At 71.3% G+C, this 15,129-nt stretch carries 14 protein-coding genes; 6 read left to right on the top strand and 8 right to left on the bottom strand.

Annotated features, from left to right (window positions below; translation table 11 throughout):
- Nucleotides 1-5: 5 nt before the first annotated feature.
- Entirely contained in the window at nt 6-614 is a 609-nt protein-coding gene (locus tag ACWGJ5_RS38205) for an SMI1/KNR4 family protein (protein WP_453314219.1), read from the bottom strand.
- 464 nt (nt 615-1,078) lie between these two features.
- Complete coding sequence (locus ACWGJ5_RS38200) at nt 1,079-2,125, bottom strand: pyridoxamine 5'-phosphate oxidase family protein (protein WP_453314218.1); 1,047 nt, start codon at nt 2,123-2,125, stop codon at nt 1,079-1,081.
- Nucleotides 2,126-3,184: 1,059 nt separating this feature from the next.
- On the opposite strand from ACWGJ5_RS38200, the gene ACWGJ5_RS38195 reads away from it, so the two are divergent.
- The 4 genes from ACWGJ5_RS38195 to ACWGJ5_RS38180 all read left to right on the top strand — a co-directional run bounded on the left by ACWGJ5_RS38195 (nt 3,185) and on the right by ACWGJ5_RS38180 (nt 6,769).
- Entirely contained in the window at nt 3,185-4,072 is an 888-nt protein-coding gene (locus tag ACWGJ5_RS38195; RefSeq protein WP_453314217.1) for a squalene/phytoene synthase family protein, read from the top strand.
- Between the two features lie 168 nt (nt 4,073-4,240).
- Entirely contained in the window at nt 4,241-5,143 is a 903-nt protein-coding gene (locus ACWGJ5_RS38190) for an RNA repair domain-containing protein (RefSeq protein ID WP_453314216.1), read from the top strand.
- Between the two features lie 190 nt (nt 5,144-5,333).
- Nucleotides 5,334-5,885: a DUF6308 family protein gene (locus ACWGJ5_RS38185; RefSeq protein WP_453314215.1), complete on the top strand. Its 552-nt coding sequence runs from the start codon at nt 5,334-5,336 to the stop codon at nt 5,883-5,885.
- Nucleotides 5,768-6,769: an amidohydrolase family protein gene (locus ACWGJ5_RS38180; protein WP_453314214.1), complete on the top strand. Its 1,002-nt coding sequence runs from the start codon at nt 5,768-5,770 to the stop codon at nt 6,767-6,769. Before ACWGJ5_RS38185 ends, ACWGJ5_RS38180 begins: the two co-directional genes overlap by 118 nt.
- A gap of 358 nt (nt 6,770-7,127) precedes the next feature.
- Here the strand turns inward: ACWGJ5_RS38180 and ACWGJ5_RS38175 are convergent, their stop codons facing one another.
- Entirely contained in the window at nt 7,128-7,829 is a 702-nt protein-coding gene (locus tag ACWGJ5_RS38175; protein WP_453314213.1) for an HAD family hydrolase, read from the bottom strand.
- On the bottom strand, nt 7,826-9,031 hold the full coding sequence (locus tag ACWGJ5_RS38170) for an acyl-CoA dehydrogenase family protein (RefSeq protein ID WP_453314212.1): 1,206 nt from the start codon (nt 9,029-9,031) through the stop codon (nt 7,826-7,828). Before ACWGJ5_RS38170 ends, ACWGJ5_RS38175 begins: the two co-directional genes overlap by 4 nt.
- A 121-nt stretch (nt 9,032-9,152) precedes the next feature.
- Between ACWGJ5_RS38170 and ACWGJ5_RS38165 the strand changes: the two genes are divergently transcribed.
- A complete protein-coding gene (locus ACWGJ5_RS38165) occupies nt 9,153-9,713 on the top strand; it encodes a TetR family transcriptional regulator (RefSeq protein ID WP_453314211.1) in 561 nt (186 codons plus the stop codon).
- A gap of 84 nt (nt 9,714-9,797) precedes the next feature.
- Here the strand turns inward: ACWGJ5_RS38165 and ACWGJ5_RS38160 are convergent, their stop codons facing one another.
- On the bottom strand, nt 9,798-10,847 hold the full coding sequence (locus ACWGJ5_RS38160; RefSeq protein WP_453314210.1) for a ScbA/BarX family gamma-butyrolactone biosynthesis protein: 1,050 nt from the start codon (nt 10,845-10,847) through the stop codon (nt 9,798-9,800).
- 167 nt (nt 10,848-11,014) lie between these two features.
- Here ACWGJ5_RS38160 and ACWGJ5_RS38155 point away from each other — a divergent pair, with 167 nt between their 5' ends.
- Nucleotides 11,015-11,665 (top strand): ScbR family autoregulator-binding transcription factor, encoded by a 651-nt coding sequence (locus ACWGJ5_RS38155; RefSeq protein ID WP_453314209.1) that lies wholly within the window; start codon nt 11,015-11,017, stop codon nt 11,663-11,665.
- Nucleotides 11,666-12,025: 360 nt separating this feature from the next.
- On the opposite strand, the gene ACWGJ5_RS38150 is transcribed toward ACWGJ5_RS38155, so the two are convergent.
- The 3 genes from ACWGJ5_RS38150 to ACWGJ5_RS38140 all read right to left on the bottom strand — a co-directional run.
- Nucleotides 12,026-13,258 carry a cytochrome P450 gene (locus ACWGJ5_RS38150; protein WP_453314208.1) on the bottom strand — a complete coding sequence of 411 codons (1,233 nt, stop codon included), beginning with the start codon at nt 13,256-13,258 and terminating at the stop codon, nt 12,026-12,028.
- Between the two features lie 16 nt (nt 13,259-13,274).
- The gene (locus ACWGJ5_RS38145) at nt 13,275-14,585 is read right to left on the bottom strand and encodes an aspartate kinase (protein WP_453314207.1); all 1,311 of its coding nucleotides are present in this window, start codon (nt 14,583-14,585) and stop codon (nt 13,275-13,277) included.
- Between the two features lie 103 nt (nt 14,586-14,688).
- On the bottom strand, nt 14,689-15,129 hold a 441-nt coding region (locus ACWGJ5_RS38140), incomplete at its 5' end, for a 3-dehydroquinate synthase II (protein ID WP_453314206.1).

Genomic DNA, 15,129 nt, shown 5'->3' with positions numbered 1-15,129 from the left:
ACGGGTTACCCCTGAGCCGATCGGACATGCCACTCCAGCATTCGCCCTTCATGCACAGAAGGGACGCGGGGCACGGCCGTTACCGGAGTCCGGGTCTCAACCGAGCTGCACAGATCTGCCATCATGAGATCCATACGCGGCCACAACATCCGGTACTCGGGATCACCGAACGATATCTCCCCCAGCTCTCCCGCACAGTGATACCGGTGGTCCACGAACAGCAGGTCACCGGACATGTTCTGAGCAAGAGGAACCCACTTGCTGTCGGCGATGTGACCGACCACCAGATCCTCTTCGCCCTCCTCACGCGCATCCTCCACCATCGAGACGAGATCCCGGTGGGCTGCCAGAATGCCGTCGACGTCCAGGAGGCTGTAGCCGAGAAGGAACGCTCCCGGCTCGGTACTGGCGCTCCGCATGGTCACGCCGTTATGAAGTCCGAGGGTTGTCCTCACGTCCTCGTGGACGGAGAAGCCAAGGCCGGCTTCCAGGCGCTTGATATCTTCCTCCGAACAACCCGGCAGCAGGGACTCATAGTCCCCGGGAGCGTGCTCGGCCAGCCAGTTCTCGAAGGTGCGCCACAGTTGGGCAAGGCCAGGTATATCGGTTCCCATGATTACCTCTATACCATGTGCACCGCTTCACCGGCCGCGACCGGAGCCGTGCTGTGACCGGTCGGCCTGTGACGGCGGTTGCCCGGGCCCACGACCGTCCCGACCGCTGTGTCCGGTTGGCCTCGGGCCGCCGCACCCGTACCGCCCCGCTGACAATTGATCGAGCAGTGCAGGACGTTCTGCCCGCTTGCCCACTGCCGTCCGACAGCGACCAGCAGGGAGCACAACCGGGCGGCCGGAATCGGGCAGGCGCTGCTCGCCGGCGCCCTTGAATCCCTGTCGACCGCTGCGCCCCTCGCTCCGCCATGCGTCGACGGAGATTCGGCACCAGCACCCGGCGGCCGTTCAGGACCGAGCGGCAGAGCGCCGAGCGTTCCAACGCCCAAGAAGCAGGGCGCAGTTGGGCAACTCCGTGTCCGAGGGGATTCGACGACACGGTCGTGTTCGCGCACGGGCGACTCCGGTCACCAGGCCCTTCCGGCCGACCGGGCGGCGTGAGGCGGGGCCGATGCCCTTGACGGGGGGTCGCCGGCCTCGCGGCGCGGACGCTCGTCCGGAGCGCGGTCGGCTGCCTCGGCCGCCGCGCCGAAGAAGTCACCGCCCTTGCGCTTGGTGTCGTCCGTGCCCCATGCGCGGTCCCCGCGTGCCGGCACCTTCCGAAGGTGCGGGATGTGCTTGGCGCAGTGGATGTACGCCTCCTCCACCGTGACCTCCACCCACAGCCGGGCCCGGCGGCCGGGGGCGGGGTCGACCGGCAGGTCCGGGCGTTCGCGGCGCATCTCTTCGTCGGAGAGGACCCGGGCCCGGCCGTTGACGTGGAGGCCGATCCGGTCCCCAAGGAAGTCGATCATGAGAATGCCGACGTGTGGATTCTCCTGGATGTTGCCGAGGCTGGCGAGGACGCCGTTGCCGCGGTACTCGGGGTAGGCCAGCGTCCTGTCGTCGAAGACCTGGACGAAGCCGGGAGGGCCGGCCCGGAAGGTGTTGTCGCACTCCCCGTGGCGGTCGGAGGTGGCAAGGAAGAACATCTCCTGCCGCGCCGCGAACTCCCGCATCCGCCGGTTGAGCCGGTCGAGCACCTGCTCGTCGTAGAACTTGGCGGCACGGTCCGTGGTGCCCATGCGCTCCTGGAGCCGGTGCTCGCCGTCACTGCCCGGGCGGTCGGGGTGGGAGGAGGGCCGGACGCGGCGGGCGTCCGGTACGTGGACCCTCTGGTGCTGGATCGGAGCGCCGTCGCCGTCACGGACCAGGCCGGCCCCCTCGGCCCCGGACGCGGCCGCCTTTTCGCCGTCCTGCCCGTCCTGCCCCGCCTGCCCGTCCTGCCCGTCCTGCCCGTCCTGCCCGTCCTGCGGCGGCCCGGTGTCGACGCCCGGGGGCGCCGCGGCCCTCCCCTCGGGACCTGACTCCGTCCCACCACGCCGCCCCACGGCAGGGCCCGGGACAGGCTCTCGGCCCGGGTCCTCGTTCCGGTCGCGGCCGGGATGCCCGTCCAGGTTCAGGTGACCGTCCACGTTCCTCTGTGTCTCCTTCAGGCGCTGGTGCCGTGGCCGGGCGCGGCCGCGACCAGTCCTACGACGGAGTCGTGCTGTGACCGCCGGGAGGGATCCCGACCCGCGCATAGGTGTCGGGCCCGCTGTGGAGCATGACCGGGGGTCCGGGCGGACGGCGTCACGGCGATGCCACGGGGCGAACCGTCCCACGGCGCCGGGCAGCTCACCGTCCGTCCCCCTCGCCAAGCCGTCGGAGACCGCCGCGGATCCCGACTCCGCCGTGGCCGCCGACAGCGGCCGGTGTGGGAGTCGAGGCCCCGGTTCACCCGGTGAGCAGCCTGTCGCTCCATGCCACCTCCGCGGGCAGACAGCCGGAAGTCCGAGCCACACGGGCCGACTTTCCGCCCCGGGCTGACACATCCTCACGGTTCAACAGTGCACGACCGCCTGGCCGAGCCGGTCTCAGACCATACCCGGCGGGGATGGATGCACAAGGGGCCGCTCCCCGGCGCATCCGCAAACCCCCGATTCATGCGGCACTGTCCGCAGCCGGGAAGATCATGGTTCCCGGCGGTCGGTCACGAATCGCCGTAATCGCCGTGATCGCCGTACCGGAGGGATCGCCGTAATCGCCGTGATCGCCGTACCGGAGGGGAGGACAGCTCGGGTGCTGCCTGGTCCGTCACCCACGACACCGTGCGCCCGACCGCGCCCGCGCCGACGCAATGAACGTGGCCCCCGCCTGCGCCGACGACACCGTTGCGGTCCCCGATCTCGGCCGCCGCCGCTTTCGAGCCGCCCGCCCCCTTGCTCGCCAAAGGGCGATATGGGTTCTGTGCAACCGGTTCCTGCTGCGCTGCGAGCCATGCCCCGTCCCGGACCGGCCCCCAGCCCCTGCCACCGGCCCTGCAGGCTCCGGACGGCGCGCTCGACCTCGGCGACGCGGGCGGCGAGCCCGGCGGCGTCGGTGTCCGTGCAGCGCCGCGGCAGCACTTCGGTTCTGGTGAACAGCTCCGCAACCTGTCCGAGGCGGTCTTCGGACGGTGCCGGAGTGACGCGTCCGCGCCCTACGATCAACCCATGCGAGGGTGGACGAAGAGCCTGGACGCGGCCGGTGTCCGGGAGCCGGGGTTGCGTGAGGACTACAACCGTCAGCGGCAGCTGGTACGACGCTTCCGGCGCACCGCGTACCTGGCGGCCAGGCTGCTGCTGCCACGGCCGTTGCTGCCGCACGTGGTGGCGGCAACCGCCGTGATGCACCACGGGGACAACCTCCTGGACACCGGCCCCCTGCCGCAGCGCGAGACGGCGTGGGCGACCTGGGAGCGGCAGGTGCGTGAGGCGGTGCGGACGGGGACGAGTGACAACCCGCTGCTCCGTGCACTCGTGCACACCGTGGCCGCCCATCCGCAGCTGCACGAGATCGTGGAGACGTACCTGGACACCGCCACGGCCGAACTGCATTTCGCGGGCTTCGCCACCGAGGCCGACTTCCAGGCATACGTGGACGCCTACTCGTACCCCGCCTTCATGCTCGTCGCGGGACTGCTCACACCGGAAGGCGACGATCTGCGGTACCGGGCCGCATGCCGGACTTTCATCGAGGGCAGTCAGCGGCTCGACTTCGTCAACGACCTCGCCGAGGACGCGCGGGAAGGACGCGTGGGCATCCCGGTCGACACGATGGAACGGTTCGGGGTCACCATGGACGGCATGGCCGCCGGTGCCGGCGGCTCGGCCCTGGAAGAGCTGATAGCCGAGCAGGTCACCACCGCACGCGCCGCCTTGCTGGCCGCAAGGGAGCTTCCGGCGGTGGCCCTGGCCGACGGCCGAAGGCTCGCGGGTGCGCTGGTGGAGATCGAACTGCTCACGGCGGAAGCCGTGCTCGCACGGGGCGCCGGGGTGCTGCGCGGTTCCGCGAACCCGCCGCTGGGCAGGACGCTACGCGTTCTCGCGCGCCCGTACTGACCGGTATCGCGCGCCGCTGAACGTGCCGCTGACGAGACGACCCGCCTCGGCACACACCGACTCCCTCACGGACCGCACCTGATGGGTCGCGACGAGTGAGGTGCAACCGTCGAGGACAGGGTGGGCGCACCCTGGAGGAGGAGGTGTGGCGGCGGGAGTGGAGGCGTGATGCGAACCAGCGACGAGATCTACCACCGGGTCCGCTGGGACCCACGGTTCAACCCGGCCCGGTTCGTGCTGGGGATCAGCCAGCGCGGGGGCGCCTTCAAACGCATCGCGCTGCCTTCCTTCGTGCCCGGGGGCGACATCCCGTGGCACCGGGTGATGTTCATCGAGGCGGACGGCGAGGTGGTCTGGGACCGGGCCACGGGGGTGGACCGCATCGACGCGTCGGGGGCCGGGCGGGTGCGCAACCCGCAGGCGGACCCGAGCTTCGACAGAGGAGAACCCGTCGGCGTCCTCGGCCTGTCCCCGACGGCCCGCACGGCGGTGGCCTGGATCCCGCCGGCGGAGCTGTGGCCGCCGATCCAGGACATCCGCCGGGATTACGATCCGCAGATCCACCGCTGGCCGCCGCACGTCAATGTCCTCTTCGGCTTCGTGCCGGAGTCCGACTTCGAGCGGGCCGCCCCGCTGCTCGCCGCGGCGACGGCCGAGACGCCGGTCTTCACCGCCCGGCTGGACGGGGTGCGGATTTTCCAGCAGAGGGAGTACTTCGCCGTGTGGCTCGACCCGACGGCGGCCGGCCAGGCGCCGTGGGCGGACCTGCACCACGAACTGCAGCAGCGGTTCCCGCGCCGTCATGGGCTCACCAAGAACTTCACCCCACATCTGTCCCTGGGCCGGACCCGGGATCCGCGACGAGTCGGCGCCGACTGCGCCACCCGGCTCGAGGCCATGACGGCGACGGTCTGGGAACTCGTCCTGCTCTCGCGCAGGGGTCACGGGCCGATGCGGCCACGGGCCACGGTCGCCCTGCGCACGGGCGAGGTCCGCCGGCTGACCGCACCCGGCCTCGAAGCGCCTGGCCCGGAGGACACGGCATGGCTCTCCACGATCACCGACAGGTGAGGCCATAGCCGGGTGGGGCGATGCGCCGCCAGGGATGCAGGTCGCACGGGCAGCGTGCCCGAGCCGCCGCTGACGTGCATGCCGTGCTCGCGGATCCACCCCACCAGCCCGGGCTCGCCGAGCAGTTGGCCCCGGCGCTGAGCCGCGGTAGTCGCTGTCGGGCGCGCACGGGTCCCAGCCGGTGTACGGGATGACGAGAGGGCAGCGCACCTGCTCGTCGCGTACGTCACTCGCCGACGCTCGAGCGGCGACCTCTCCTGCTCTGGCGCGCACTTCGAGCGCCTGGGCAGTGGCGGAGAAGCCTGCCGGCAGCGGCCCGGGGATCGCGGGCATGCTCCTGGCCCGCAAGGGGCCCCACTTGATCCCGGTCCACGACATCCGAGTCCTCCCGGCCACGACGGACACGGGCGCCGGCGGGCATCTCCGACGCGCACGGCGGAACAGCCGGTGTCGCCCTGCCGACTCAACGGGTGGTCCCGTGGGGCCGTCGACCTGGATCGTCAGGGCACGGGGGCGGAGGCCGTATACGGCACCTCACCGCCGCGGCCAGGGTGACGCATCCCTCACCCGCCCACTGCGGCCGGGGGTGGACCCGCTCCCTCACCGAGGTCGATCGTGGGCGGCATGGACGATCACCGCAAGGCACCCCTCGCCGCTGCCGGCTCCACCGAACCCGACAGTGCCGGATCACCGAGGCCGGGTGCAGCCACGGGTGTGCCAGGGACCACGAGTGAGGACGTGACCTCGGACGGCGAACAGGCCGATGAGGTCCGTGCTTTCTGGGGCCGGCTCGGTCTGCCCGGGCTGGTCGACGTCCACACGCACTTCATGCCCGAGCGTGTCCTGCACAAGGTCTGGGACTACTTCGACACGAGCGGACCACTGATCGGGGGCATCGAGTGGCCGATCTCCTACCGGAGTGGGGAGGCGGAACGCACGGCCGTGCTCCGGGAGTTCGGCGTACGGGCCTTCACCGCGATGCTCTACCCGCACAAACCCGGCATGGCCCGGTGGCTGAACGGATGGGCGGCCGACTTCGCCCGCCGAACCCCCGACTGTCTGCACACCGCGACCCTCTACCCCGAGCCGGGTGTCGAGACGTACGTCTGCGAGGCCGTCGAAGCGGGCGCGCGCGTGTTCAAGGCGCATGTACAGGTGGGGGCCTACGACCCGGCCGACGAACTTCTCCAGCGGGCCTGGGGGTTGCTGGCCGAGGCGCGGATTCCCGTGGTGATCCACTGCGGCTCCGGACCCGCGCCCGGCAAGCACACCGGTCCCGAACCGATCGCGCGCGTACTGGCGCGGCACCCGAGGCTGCGGCTGGTCGTCGCGCACCTGGGGATGCCCGAGTACGAGGAGTTCCTCGGCCTCGCCGAACGGTACGACCAGGTACGGCTCGACACGACGATGACGTTCACCGACTTCGCCGAGGACTTCATGCCGTTCCCCCGCCATGCGCTGCCCCGGCTCGCCGGCCTTGGCGACCGCGTCCTGCTCGGCTCCGACTTCCCCAACATCCCCTACCCCTACGTCCACCAGCTCCACGCCCTGGAACGCCTGGACCTCGGACAGCAGTGGCTGCGGGCCGTATGCCACGACAACGCGGCATCGCTGTTCGGACTGTGAAAGGGACTCTACGGGGGTGACGGTCGACCCCTGCCAACAGCGTGGTCGGGCGCAGTCGTAAGGGTGGACGTGCCGATGACGAAGCGGTAGCGAACGTCGGGGGCGAGGACGGTCGCCGGGCAGCCAGCCGCCCGCACACCCGGATCTTCGAGCTGCGCGGGGATCAGCAGCCGCACCAGCGGGTGGTGAGCAGGCTGCCCGCAGTTGGCCGATCCCATGATGTGCGGCGGGGCCCACGACTCAGGTACGCCGTGGGCCGCCGGGAGCGGTCGTGCGGTGCTACAGCCGGCTCATGTCGGCCGCGGCCACAGGTTCGCCCGCGTCGACCAGCTGCCGGGAGCCTGACCGCACGCCCCCGTCACACTCCCACGCGCTCCCCGAGCCGGTTCGCGCCGGGCAGCAGCGCCAGCAGTTCGGGCGAACCGCCCACGACCGTGGGGTGGCCGACCTCCTGGAGCATCGGCAGGTCCGAGACGTGGTCGCCGTAGGCGTGGCAGTCGCCCGGGTCGATGGCGGGACGGCGGGCGAGCAGGGCGCGTACCGCCCGGCGCTTGCCCTCCCCGATCATCGGGGGTCCGACGAGTTCCCCGGTCAGCACCCCGCTCTCGATCGCGGGCTCGGCGGCCAGCACGTGGGCCGCGCCGAGTTCCTCGGCGAGCGGGTGCAGGAGCGCCGCGAACGAGCCGGAGACCAGGGCCAGTTCGGCCGAGGCCGCGCGGTGGCGGTGCAGCGCGGCCACGGTCTCGCCGACGAAGAACCCGGGTTCCTCGCAGCGCTGCAGGTACCAGTCGCGCCCGGAGCGCCGGACGTCCGCGAGGCGCTCCCCGCGCCAGGCCACGTAGTAGCGGCGGTTAACCTCCTCCCGAGAACTCCCGGCCGCAACGGCGGCGTTCAGGTCGGCGCAGACGGCGGCCGCATAGCGCCGGCCCGCCCGGCCATGGCGTTCCGCGAAGTGGTGGTCGAGGAACTCCAGGGGGCTCCTGCGGCGGATCACCGTCTCGTCCACGTCGGCGAAGACCAGATAGCCGGTGCCGACCGGCCGCCGACAGGGCGGCGTCACCGTCCGGCCACCGCAGCGGCGTAGGCGTCCGCCGCCGGTTCGAGGCGCAACGCGCCGTGCGCGGCGATGGTGTGCACGTCCCGCCAGCAGCGCTGGAGTTCGCCGCCGCGCTCGCGGCAGTGGATCCCGCCGGTGCGGAACAGCCGCTCGACGGCGGTGACCAGCAGGTCGGTGGCCACGGCGGTGTCGCGGCGGTTGCTGGCGACGGCCTGCGCGAGGGCCGGGGCGTCAGCGGGATCGGTGCTGTCGGCGCGGTCTGCGGCGGCCTCCAGCAGCAGCCGGGCCGCATCCGTCTCGGCGGCGGAGCGGGCCAGCGCGTACCGGGCCGCGGCGTCGGTCTCCAGCGGCGTGCCGTGCGGGGCAGGCCCGGTGGCCCAGTCGGTCCAGGCCGCGAGAGCGTGGCGGGCGGCGCCAATGGCGGCCGCGGCGAGCAGCGAAGGGCCGCCGAGCATGGCCGGTACGGTGTGGCAGCGGGCGCGCCCTGGTCCGGGCCGGCCCACGAGCAGGTCGGCGAACGGGAGGGTGCGGTGGCCGGGCACCCAGGCACCGTCCACCGTCACGGTATTACTGCCCGTTCCGCGCAGGCCGGTGGAGTTCCAGGTGTCGAGGAGCGTGATGTCCCGGGCGGGGAGCGCGCACACCCGGGCGGCGGGCGGGGCGGAGCGGCCGGCCTCGCGCGACCGGGCCGCGGGATCGGGGGCTTGTTCCAGGGCGGCGAGCAGCACCCAGTCGGCGTGATCGCCGCCGCTGACGCAGGCCCACTCGCCGTCCAGCCGCCAGCCGCCGTCAACGGGGACGGCGGTGCCGGTGGGCGGCATGAGGCCGGCCGCGATCCGGATGTCCGGGCCCGATCCCCACAGGTCGCGCTGCCCCGGCTCGGGCAGGTACGCGGCGAAGCGGCCGTGCGCCGCGTACAGGCCGGCGCACCAGGCGGCCGAGGCGCAGGCGTCGCCGAGCGCCGCCGTCCGGTCGACGATTTCCCGGTAGGTGCCCTCCGTCCCGCCCCAGCGCCTGGGTACGAAGTGCCGCACGAAGCCTGCGCCGGTCAGTGCCCCGGTCACGACGGAAGAGAGCCGGCGGGCCTCGTCCGCCGCGCCGGCCTCGATGGCGGCGAGGGCGGTGACACGGGCCAGTGGGACGGGCGGCGGCCCGACCGCCGGTGCTGGAGCCGCCGCTGGCGCTGGAACGTCGATGACGGTCATGCTCGTGTGCCTCTCTCGGTCGGCAACCCGGTCGGCAACTGGATGAAGGACCGAAACGGGTGTAAAAATTCCTTCATGGAGGTATCTTTGCAGCGTGATTTTCTCGGTTCGGAGGTAACGAGTGGTCCGCCAGGCTCGCGCACTGCGCACGCACGACCTGATCATCGATGCTGCCGCGTCGGAGTTCCTGCAGCGAGGGTTCGCATTGGCCAATCTGCAGCGGGTAGCGGATCGGACGGGCCTGACGAAAGGCGCCCTCTACGGGCACTTCCAGTCCAAACAGGCGCTCGCCGACGCGCTGGTGGCGCATCTGGAGGAGGTGCTCGCCGAGGTGCTGGCGGCGGCCACGCAGGCGGCCGACGGAACCCCGGTGCGGCTGGGCCGGCTGGTCACCGCGGTCGCCGAGCAGATCGAGGCCGATCCCCGCGTGCGGGCCGGCCTCCGACTGGTACTGGAGGAGGGCTGGAGCAACGGCGAGACGCCTCAGGTGTTGGAACACATCCGCGAGATCGCCCGGCAGCTCGCGGTCCACGCCGACCAGCCCGAACGTGTGGCGGATCTCGCGGTGGTGGTTCTGCTGGGCGCCTGGGTGAACTCGTGCTGGCCTGACGCTGCACAGCTGGTTCGCCAGGTGGACGACATCCGGCAACTGATTCCCGTCCTGTCCGGCCCGGAGCAGTGACCTGTCCGGCCCGGAGCAGTGACCTGTCCGGCCCGGAGCAGTGACCGGGGTGCCCGGCGCATGCCCACCGAGCGCCCCGGCAGGTCAGGCCTTGGCGGCCCCGGGCACCAGCACCCGCTCCTCCGCGACCCCCGGAAGAGCCCAGGCCATCTCGGCGGTCGCCACCCGGCGGCCGGCCTGGACGGCGTCCACCCGCAGTTCCCCGGGCCGGCCGAAGTCATCGTGGATCTGGAACTCGACAGGGGCGTACAGCTCGGCGAAGGCCACACAGGAGACCTGCACGCCCGTCAGCACGGGCACGGGCCCCTCCGGCCAGCCGCCCGCAGCGCACTCCCGCATCAGCAGGTGCCCGAGCTGGCGGAAGCCCTCCAACAGGACCATCAGCGGAATGTGGTCGGTCGGGTGGTCGAACAGCACGGCGTGGTCCAGCGCCGCGCGCATCTGCCAGGCCCGCTCGCCGGCCGTGACCTGCTCGAGCACGCAGTCCCTGCCCCGCAGGCGGCCCACGCGCGCGGCGGGCAGCCGGTTCCCCGGCCTCGCCCAGTTCTGCGCCCCGGGCTCGGTGGCGGCACCCGCCCCGCGGTACCGCAGCACCCGGTACCGCTTCGTGTCCAGCGCGATCGCGGAGATCGAACCGCGGCCGCAGGCTCGCCCGGCGATCGACAGCTCCACGTCCACGCGCAGCGACGTCCGGTGCGGCGGCTGGCTGCCCAGATCTGTCCAGCGCGCGTGCAGCACCGGTTGGAGCGGCGTGGCCCCGACCCGGAGCAGTTCGGGCTCGGTGATCTCGAAGTCGAAATCGCTGCCGACGAAGCAGTGCGTGAACGGTACGCCGTAATAGGCGTGCGTCAGATAGACCATGGACTGGCGGATGGTCTCGGCGAAGAGCAACGGATCGACGTGGCCGTCACCGGCCGGGTAGTACAGCGCATGGTCCCGGGGCCACTGGGCGGCGACCAGGAACCGGCCGTCGCCCAGCGGACGGGCGTCGGTGAGGAACACCTCGGAGACGGCTGCGCGGTGGACCAGGTGGCGCGGAACGGTCTGCTGGTAACTGAGCCGATGACCGGGATCGTCAGAGGTGTGTGCGGAACTGTCGGTCTGACCGGATAGCGGATCGTGACTTGCTCGCATAACGTCCCCCGGAGGTCAGCTAGCACACGCCGCAACCACTGCGGCGTGGTGTCTTGTTCGCCCGAGTAGAATAAACCTTCGGGAAGGTATTCTCAACAGTCCTGTCCGGCCGCGGGGTGGCCTGACACAGTCCGAGGGCTCAGCCGCATGCACAAGGAGATCCACAAGTGGCCACACGTCAGGAAAGCAGAGGCGAGCACCACGCGGTGACGAACGCCAAGGGAGCGCGACTCAAGCAGGACCGGGCGCTCCAGACCCGGCAGTCCGTGCTGGAGTCCGCCGCCGCGGTCTTCGCCGAGAAGGGCTTCCCGGGCGTGACGATCCTCGACGTCGCGGAACACGCCGGGCTGACCAAGGGGGCCATCTACTTCCACTTCGCCAACAAGGAGGCCCTGGCGGAGGCCGTGGTGCAGGAGTTCTACCGCCGACTGCCGCTGATCGTCGACCCGGCGCTCGAGCTCGGTCTCTCGCCGCTCAGGACGGTCGTGGAGGCCCTGCAACGGACGGCCACCGCCTTCCGGGACGACCGGGTGATCCAGGCGGGCGCGCGGCTGCAGATCGAGCGCTCCTACATCGGGGCCACCCTGCCGGCGCCGTACGTCGACTTCGAGACCCTGCTCACCGGCCTGCTCACCCAGGCCGACGAGGCCGGCGAGCTGCGACCCGGACTGTCGCCCGAGAGCTACGCCCGCATCCTGATCTCCGCATTCTTCGGTGCCCAGCACATCTCCTGGGTCCAGAGCGACCGCCAGGACCTCAAGGAGCGCGTCGGCGAGATCGTCGACGCCGTCCTGCCCGGCCACTCCACCGCCGTCTGATCCGCACCCCCACCCCGCCGTCTGATCCGAACCCCCACCCCGCCGGCCACCGGGCGCCTTCCGGTCGGCGGGATCCGTGCGTTCCACCGCACTCCCCGCGCCCGGCCCGCCGAACAGCACGGAGCAGACCCGGATGTCCCGGGCCTGCTCTGTCGGGTGTGCCGTGTGCTGCCGTGCCGTTGTTCTTCGGTGCGGTGGGGAACCCGGCCGCCCCGCCGGGGGGGTACGGGGCAGCCGGGTGGTTCAATGGGCGCCGACCGGGATGTGGTGTGGGACGTTGTTGCGCTCCGGCAGGCTGATCGCCTCGGCGACGCCGAACTCGGCGAGCTCCGGCGGCGACAGGTGGTTCCTACTGTGCAGTCATGACGTCGTCACCGGCGTTTCTGCGACGTCCCAGTGGAGTTGGAGCTCGTCGTATCCGCGGGCGATGACGAGCCGTTCGCGGGTGCGGGAGTCGGCGGGCCCCGGCCGGAGTCCGGGGAGCCGGTCGAACAGCAGCGGAATGGCTATCCGCAGTTGGAGGCGGGCCAGCGAGGCGCCCAGGCAAGCGTGGATGCCGCGGCCGAAGGCCAGTTGGTGCCTGCCCGGCCTGCTGCGCAGGGCGAACTCGTCCGGGTCCCCGATCACGCACCCGTCCCGGTTGGCGGAGCCGAAGTGGACCATCACGCGGTCCCCGGGCACGAGGTGCCTGCCGCCGAGTTCGGTCTCCCGGGTCACGGTGCGGAACAGGCCCTGGACGGGGGACTCGTACCGCAGGATCTCCTCGACCATCGCCTCGACGGGTGCCCCACCAGTACGCAGGGCCGCGAGCTGGTCCGGGCTCTCCAGCAGGGTGACCAGGCCGTTGCCGATGGCGCGGGTGACCGTGACGTGCCCCGCGATGATCAGGTTCATCACGATGCGCATCAGCTCCACCGTGTCGAGCGCGTGCTCGTCCGTGCCGGCCGCCAGGGAGGAGATGAGCCCGCCCCCAACGACCCGGCCCGGCTCCTGGAGCAGCGACATCACGTAGTGCTGCATGGTGACGACGTCGCGGGCCCACTCGGCCCGCTCGGCCTGCGGACCCGTGCCGACGGACAGCTTCAGCCAGTTGTGGCTCCACTGACGCATCCGCGGCACGTCCTCGGTGGGGATCCCCAGGATCTGCGCCATGACGGCCAGCGGCAGCGGCCACGCATAGCTCTCGATGATGTCCGTCGAGCCGGCAGCGGCGAACCGGCCGATCAGCTCCTGCGCGGTGGCCCGGATGAACGGCTCCAGCTCGGCCACCCGCCTCGGGGTGAAAACCCGGTTGACGGCCACCCGCAGCCGGGTGTGCTCCTCACCGTCGCTCTCGGTCAGGTTCGGCGTCAGCGACCAGCCCTCCGCCATGACCTGCTTGACCTCGTCGGACTCGGGCCCCGCGGTGACCCGCACCGCGCTCTCCGAGGAGAACGTGCCGGGATCGTGCAGCACCCGCATCACGTCGTCGTGCCGGGTGACGACCCATAGGTCCCTGTCCCCATCGTGGAGCACCGGGCATTGCGCACGCATCCACGCGAAGACCGGGTACGGATCGGCCAGTTGACCGTCGGATGTGGGATCGAATTCCATGTCGGATGCCTCGGGTTCAGCCGGCCACGGCCAGCGCGGGCACAGCGTCGCTCAGGTACCTGCGGTCGGTGGTCGGCGGCCCGGCCACGAAGGCGTCGTGCACGACCCGGGTGGCCTCGGCGAGGCCGCTCTCGCCGGTCAGGACGCTGAGCCGGTTGGAGGTGACGTGGAGGTCGGTACCGACGGCGCCGACCGCGCGCAGGGCTTCGAGCAACCGGGTCGGCGCGTCGCCGCGCCGGCCGATGCCGAGGCCGACCACCGAGAGCCTGGCCAGGTTCGCGGTCCAGTGCACCTCCTCGCAGCGGGTGCCGTGGCCGCCGTCGCCCAGCAGCGTCCGCGCCGTGTCCACGGTGTCCGCAGGGAGGACGATCGACAGGTCGCCGACCTCCTCGGTGCCGAGGTTGCCGTAGCGGCGCAGCTCCACCTCGACGTCGCGTTCGGCGAAGCCCCGCAGGACGCACATGGCGTGGTCCGGGGTGATCCGCCGCAGCACGCAGCGCACCAGGTTGCCCTGACTCGCCACCCCCGCGATCGCGGGGACGTCGCCGGCGAGCGCCTCGGGTTCGCCGGAGGCCTGGGCCGCGGCGTGCCTGCTGTGGCCGATCCAGGTCTGCGGGCCGATCGCGGTGCGGTTGGAGCGCACCTTCAGACAGACACCGTGGGTACGGGCGTAATCCACGGAATCCGCGGCGAGCACCTTGGCACCACTGACCGCGAGTTCGGCCATCTCGTCGTAGGACAGGACACTATGACGCCGGGCCCCGACCACCGCACGGGGATCGGCCGTATAGACACCGGCGACATCCGTGACGATCTCGCAGTAATCCGCACCGAGCGCGGCGGCCAGCGCAACCCCGGTAGTGTCCGAACCACCGCGGCCCAACGTGGTACGGGCCCCGGTGAGAACCGCCTCACCCTGAAAACCCGCGACAACAGGCACCACCCCCTTGCCGAGATCCTCCCGCAGCCGCCCCGGGTCCACCCCCACGATCCCCGCCCGGCCATGACGCTGATCGGTACGGATGCCCGCCTCCGCACCACTGAACGACCCGCTGGCCACGCCCTCATAATTCAACGCGATCGACAACAGCGCGGCGGAGGCGGCCTCACCCGTGGACAGCAGACCGTCGAGCTCACGCGGATCGGGACGATCCGTCACCGCCGCCGCCAGACGCAGCAGTTCGTCGGTGGCACCACCCATGGCGGACACCACCGCCACGACCTCATGCCCCTCCGCCCGCGCCGCGCGGATCTGTCTGGCCACAGCAACGACCTTTTCCGGTGTCGCCACCGAGGTCCCGCCGTACTTCTGCACAATGAGCGCCATCTCACGCACTCTCTTCCTTCAGATCCATGGGACGTGGAGGACGTCGGTCGAGCGCCTCGCTGACGGGCCGATGCCCCGGGCGACCGCGTCAGCGGCTCGGGCCCTACTGCTCGTGGAGGAACTCGTGGATCGCGTAGCCGACGTGCCGCTGGTCGGTCATGGTGTGACCGAGGATGATGTCGCCCTTGCGCAGCTCGGTGAAGTTGTGCACGCTGCCGCCCGGACCGAGCGCCCGGACATGCCAGTCGTCCTGACCCACCATGTCCACCAACTGACCAGAAGACGTACGCGCCTCGATCCGCAGCATCGGACGGGACTCCATCTTGATCCGGCCCACAATCACCGTCCGCACACTGCCATCCGTGCTCACCGCCAGGATCTCCGAACCACAATGCAGCTCGGACAGATACTGAGTCCGGTTACCCGGAGTCAGCGTGTACGTCGACAACGCAGCCGCATTCACCCGGAACGGACGAGTCGGCATATACGGCAACGGGTGCGTCTCACTGCTGACGAGCATCAGACCACTCGAATACGAACCCAG

The sequence above is a fragment of the Streptomyces sp. NPDC054783 genome (genome assembly GCF_053611725.1).
Note: the sequence above shows the minus strand (reverse complement) of the source record. Positions and strands in the feature narration are given on the sequence as shown.

Bases quoted from the DNA above. Each gene is read 5' to 3' on its own strand.
- ACWGJ5_RS38205 (WP_453314219.1), bottom strand. From the start codon at position 614: ATGGGAACCGATATACCTGGCCTTGCCCAACTGTGGCGCACCTTCGAG.
- ACWGJ5_RS38195 (WP_453314217.1), top strand. From the start codon at position 3,185: ATGCGAGGGTGGACGAAGAGCCTGGACGCGGCCGGTGTCCGGGAGCCG.
- ACWGJ5_RS38190 (WP_453314216.1), top strand. From the start codon at position 4,241: ATGCGAACCAGCGACGAGATCTACCACCGGGTCCGCTGGGACCCACGG.
- ACWGJ5_RS38185 (WP_453314215.1), top strand. From the start codon at position 5,334: ATGACGAGAGGGCAGCGCACCTGCTCGTCGCGTACGTCACTCGCCGAC.
- ACWGJ5_RS38180 (WP_453314214.1), top strand. From the start codon at position 5,768: ATGGACGATCACCGCAAGGCACCCCTCGCCGCTGCCGGCTCCACCGAA.
- ACWGJ5_RS38170 (WP_453314212.1), bottom strand. From the start codon at position 9,031: ATGACCGTCATCGACGTTCCAGCGCCAGCGGCGGCTCCAGCACCGGCG.
- ACWGJ5_RS38160 (WP_453314210.1), bottom strand. From the start codon at position 10,847: ATGCGAGCAAGTCACGATCCGCTATCCGGTCAGACCGACAGTTCCGCA.
- ACWGJ5_RS38150 (WP_453314208.1), bottom strand. From the start codon at position 13,258: ATGGAATTCGATCCCACATCCGACGGTCAACTGGCCGATCCGTACCCG.
- ACWGJ5_RS38145 (WP_453314207.1), bottom strand. From the start codon at position 14,585: ATGGCGCTCATTGTGCAGAAGTACGGCGGGACCTCGGTGGCGACACCG.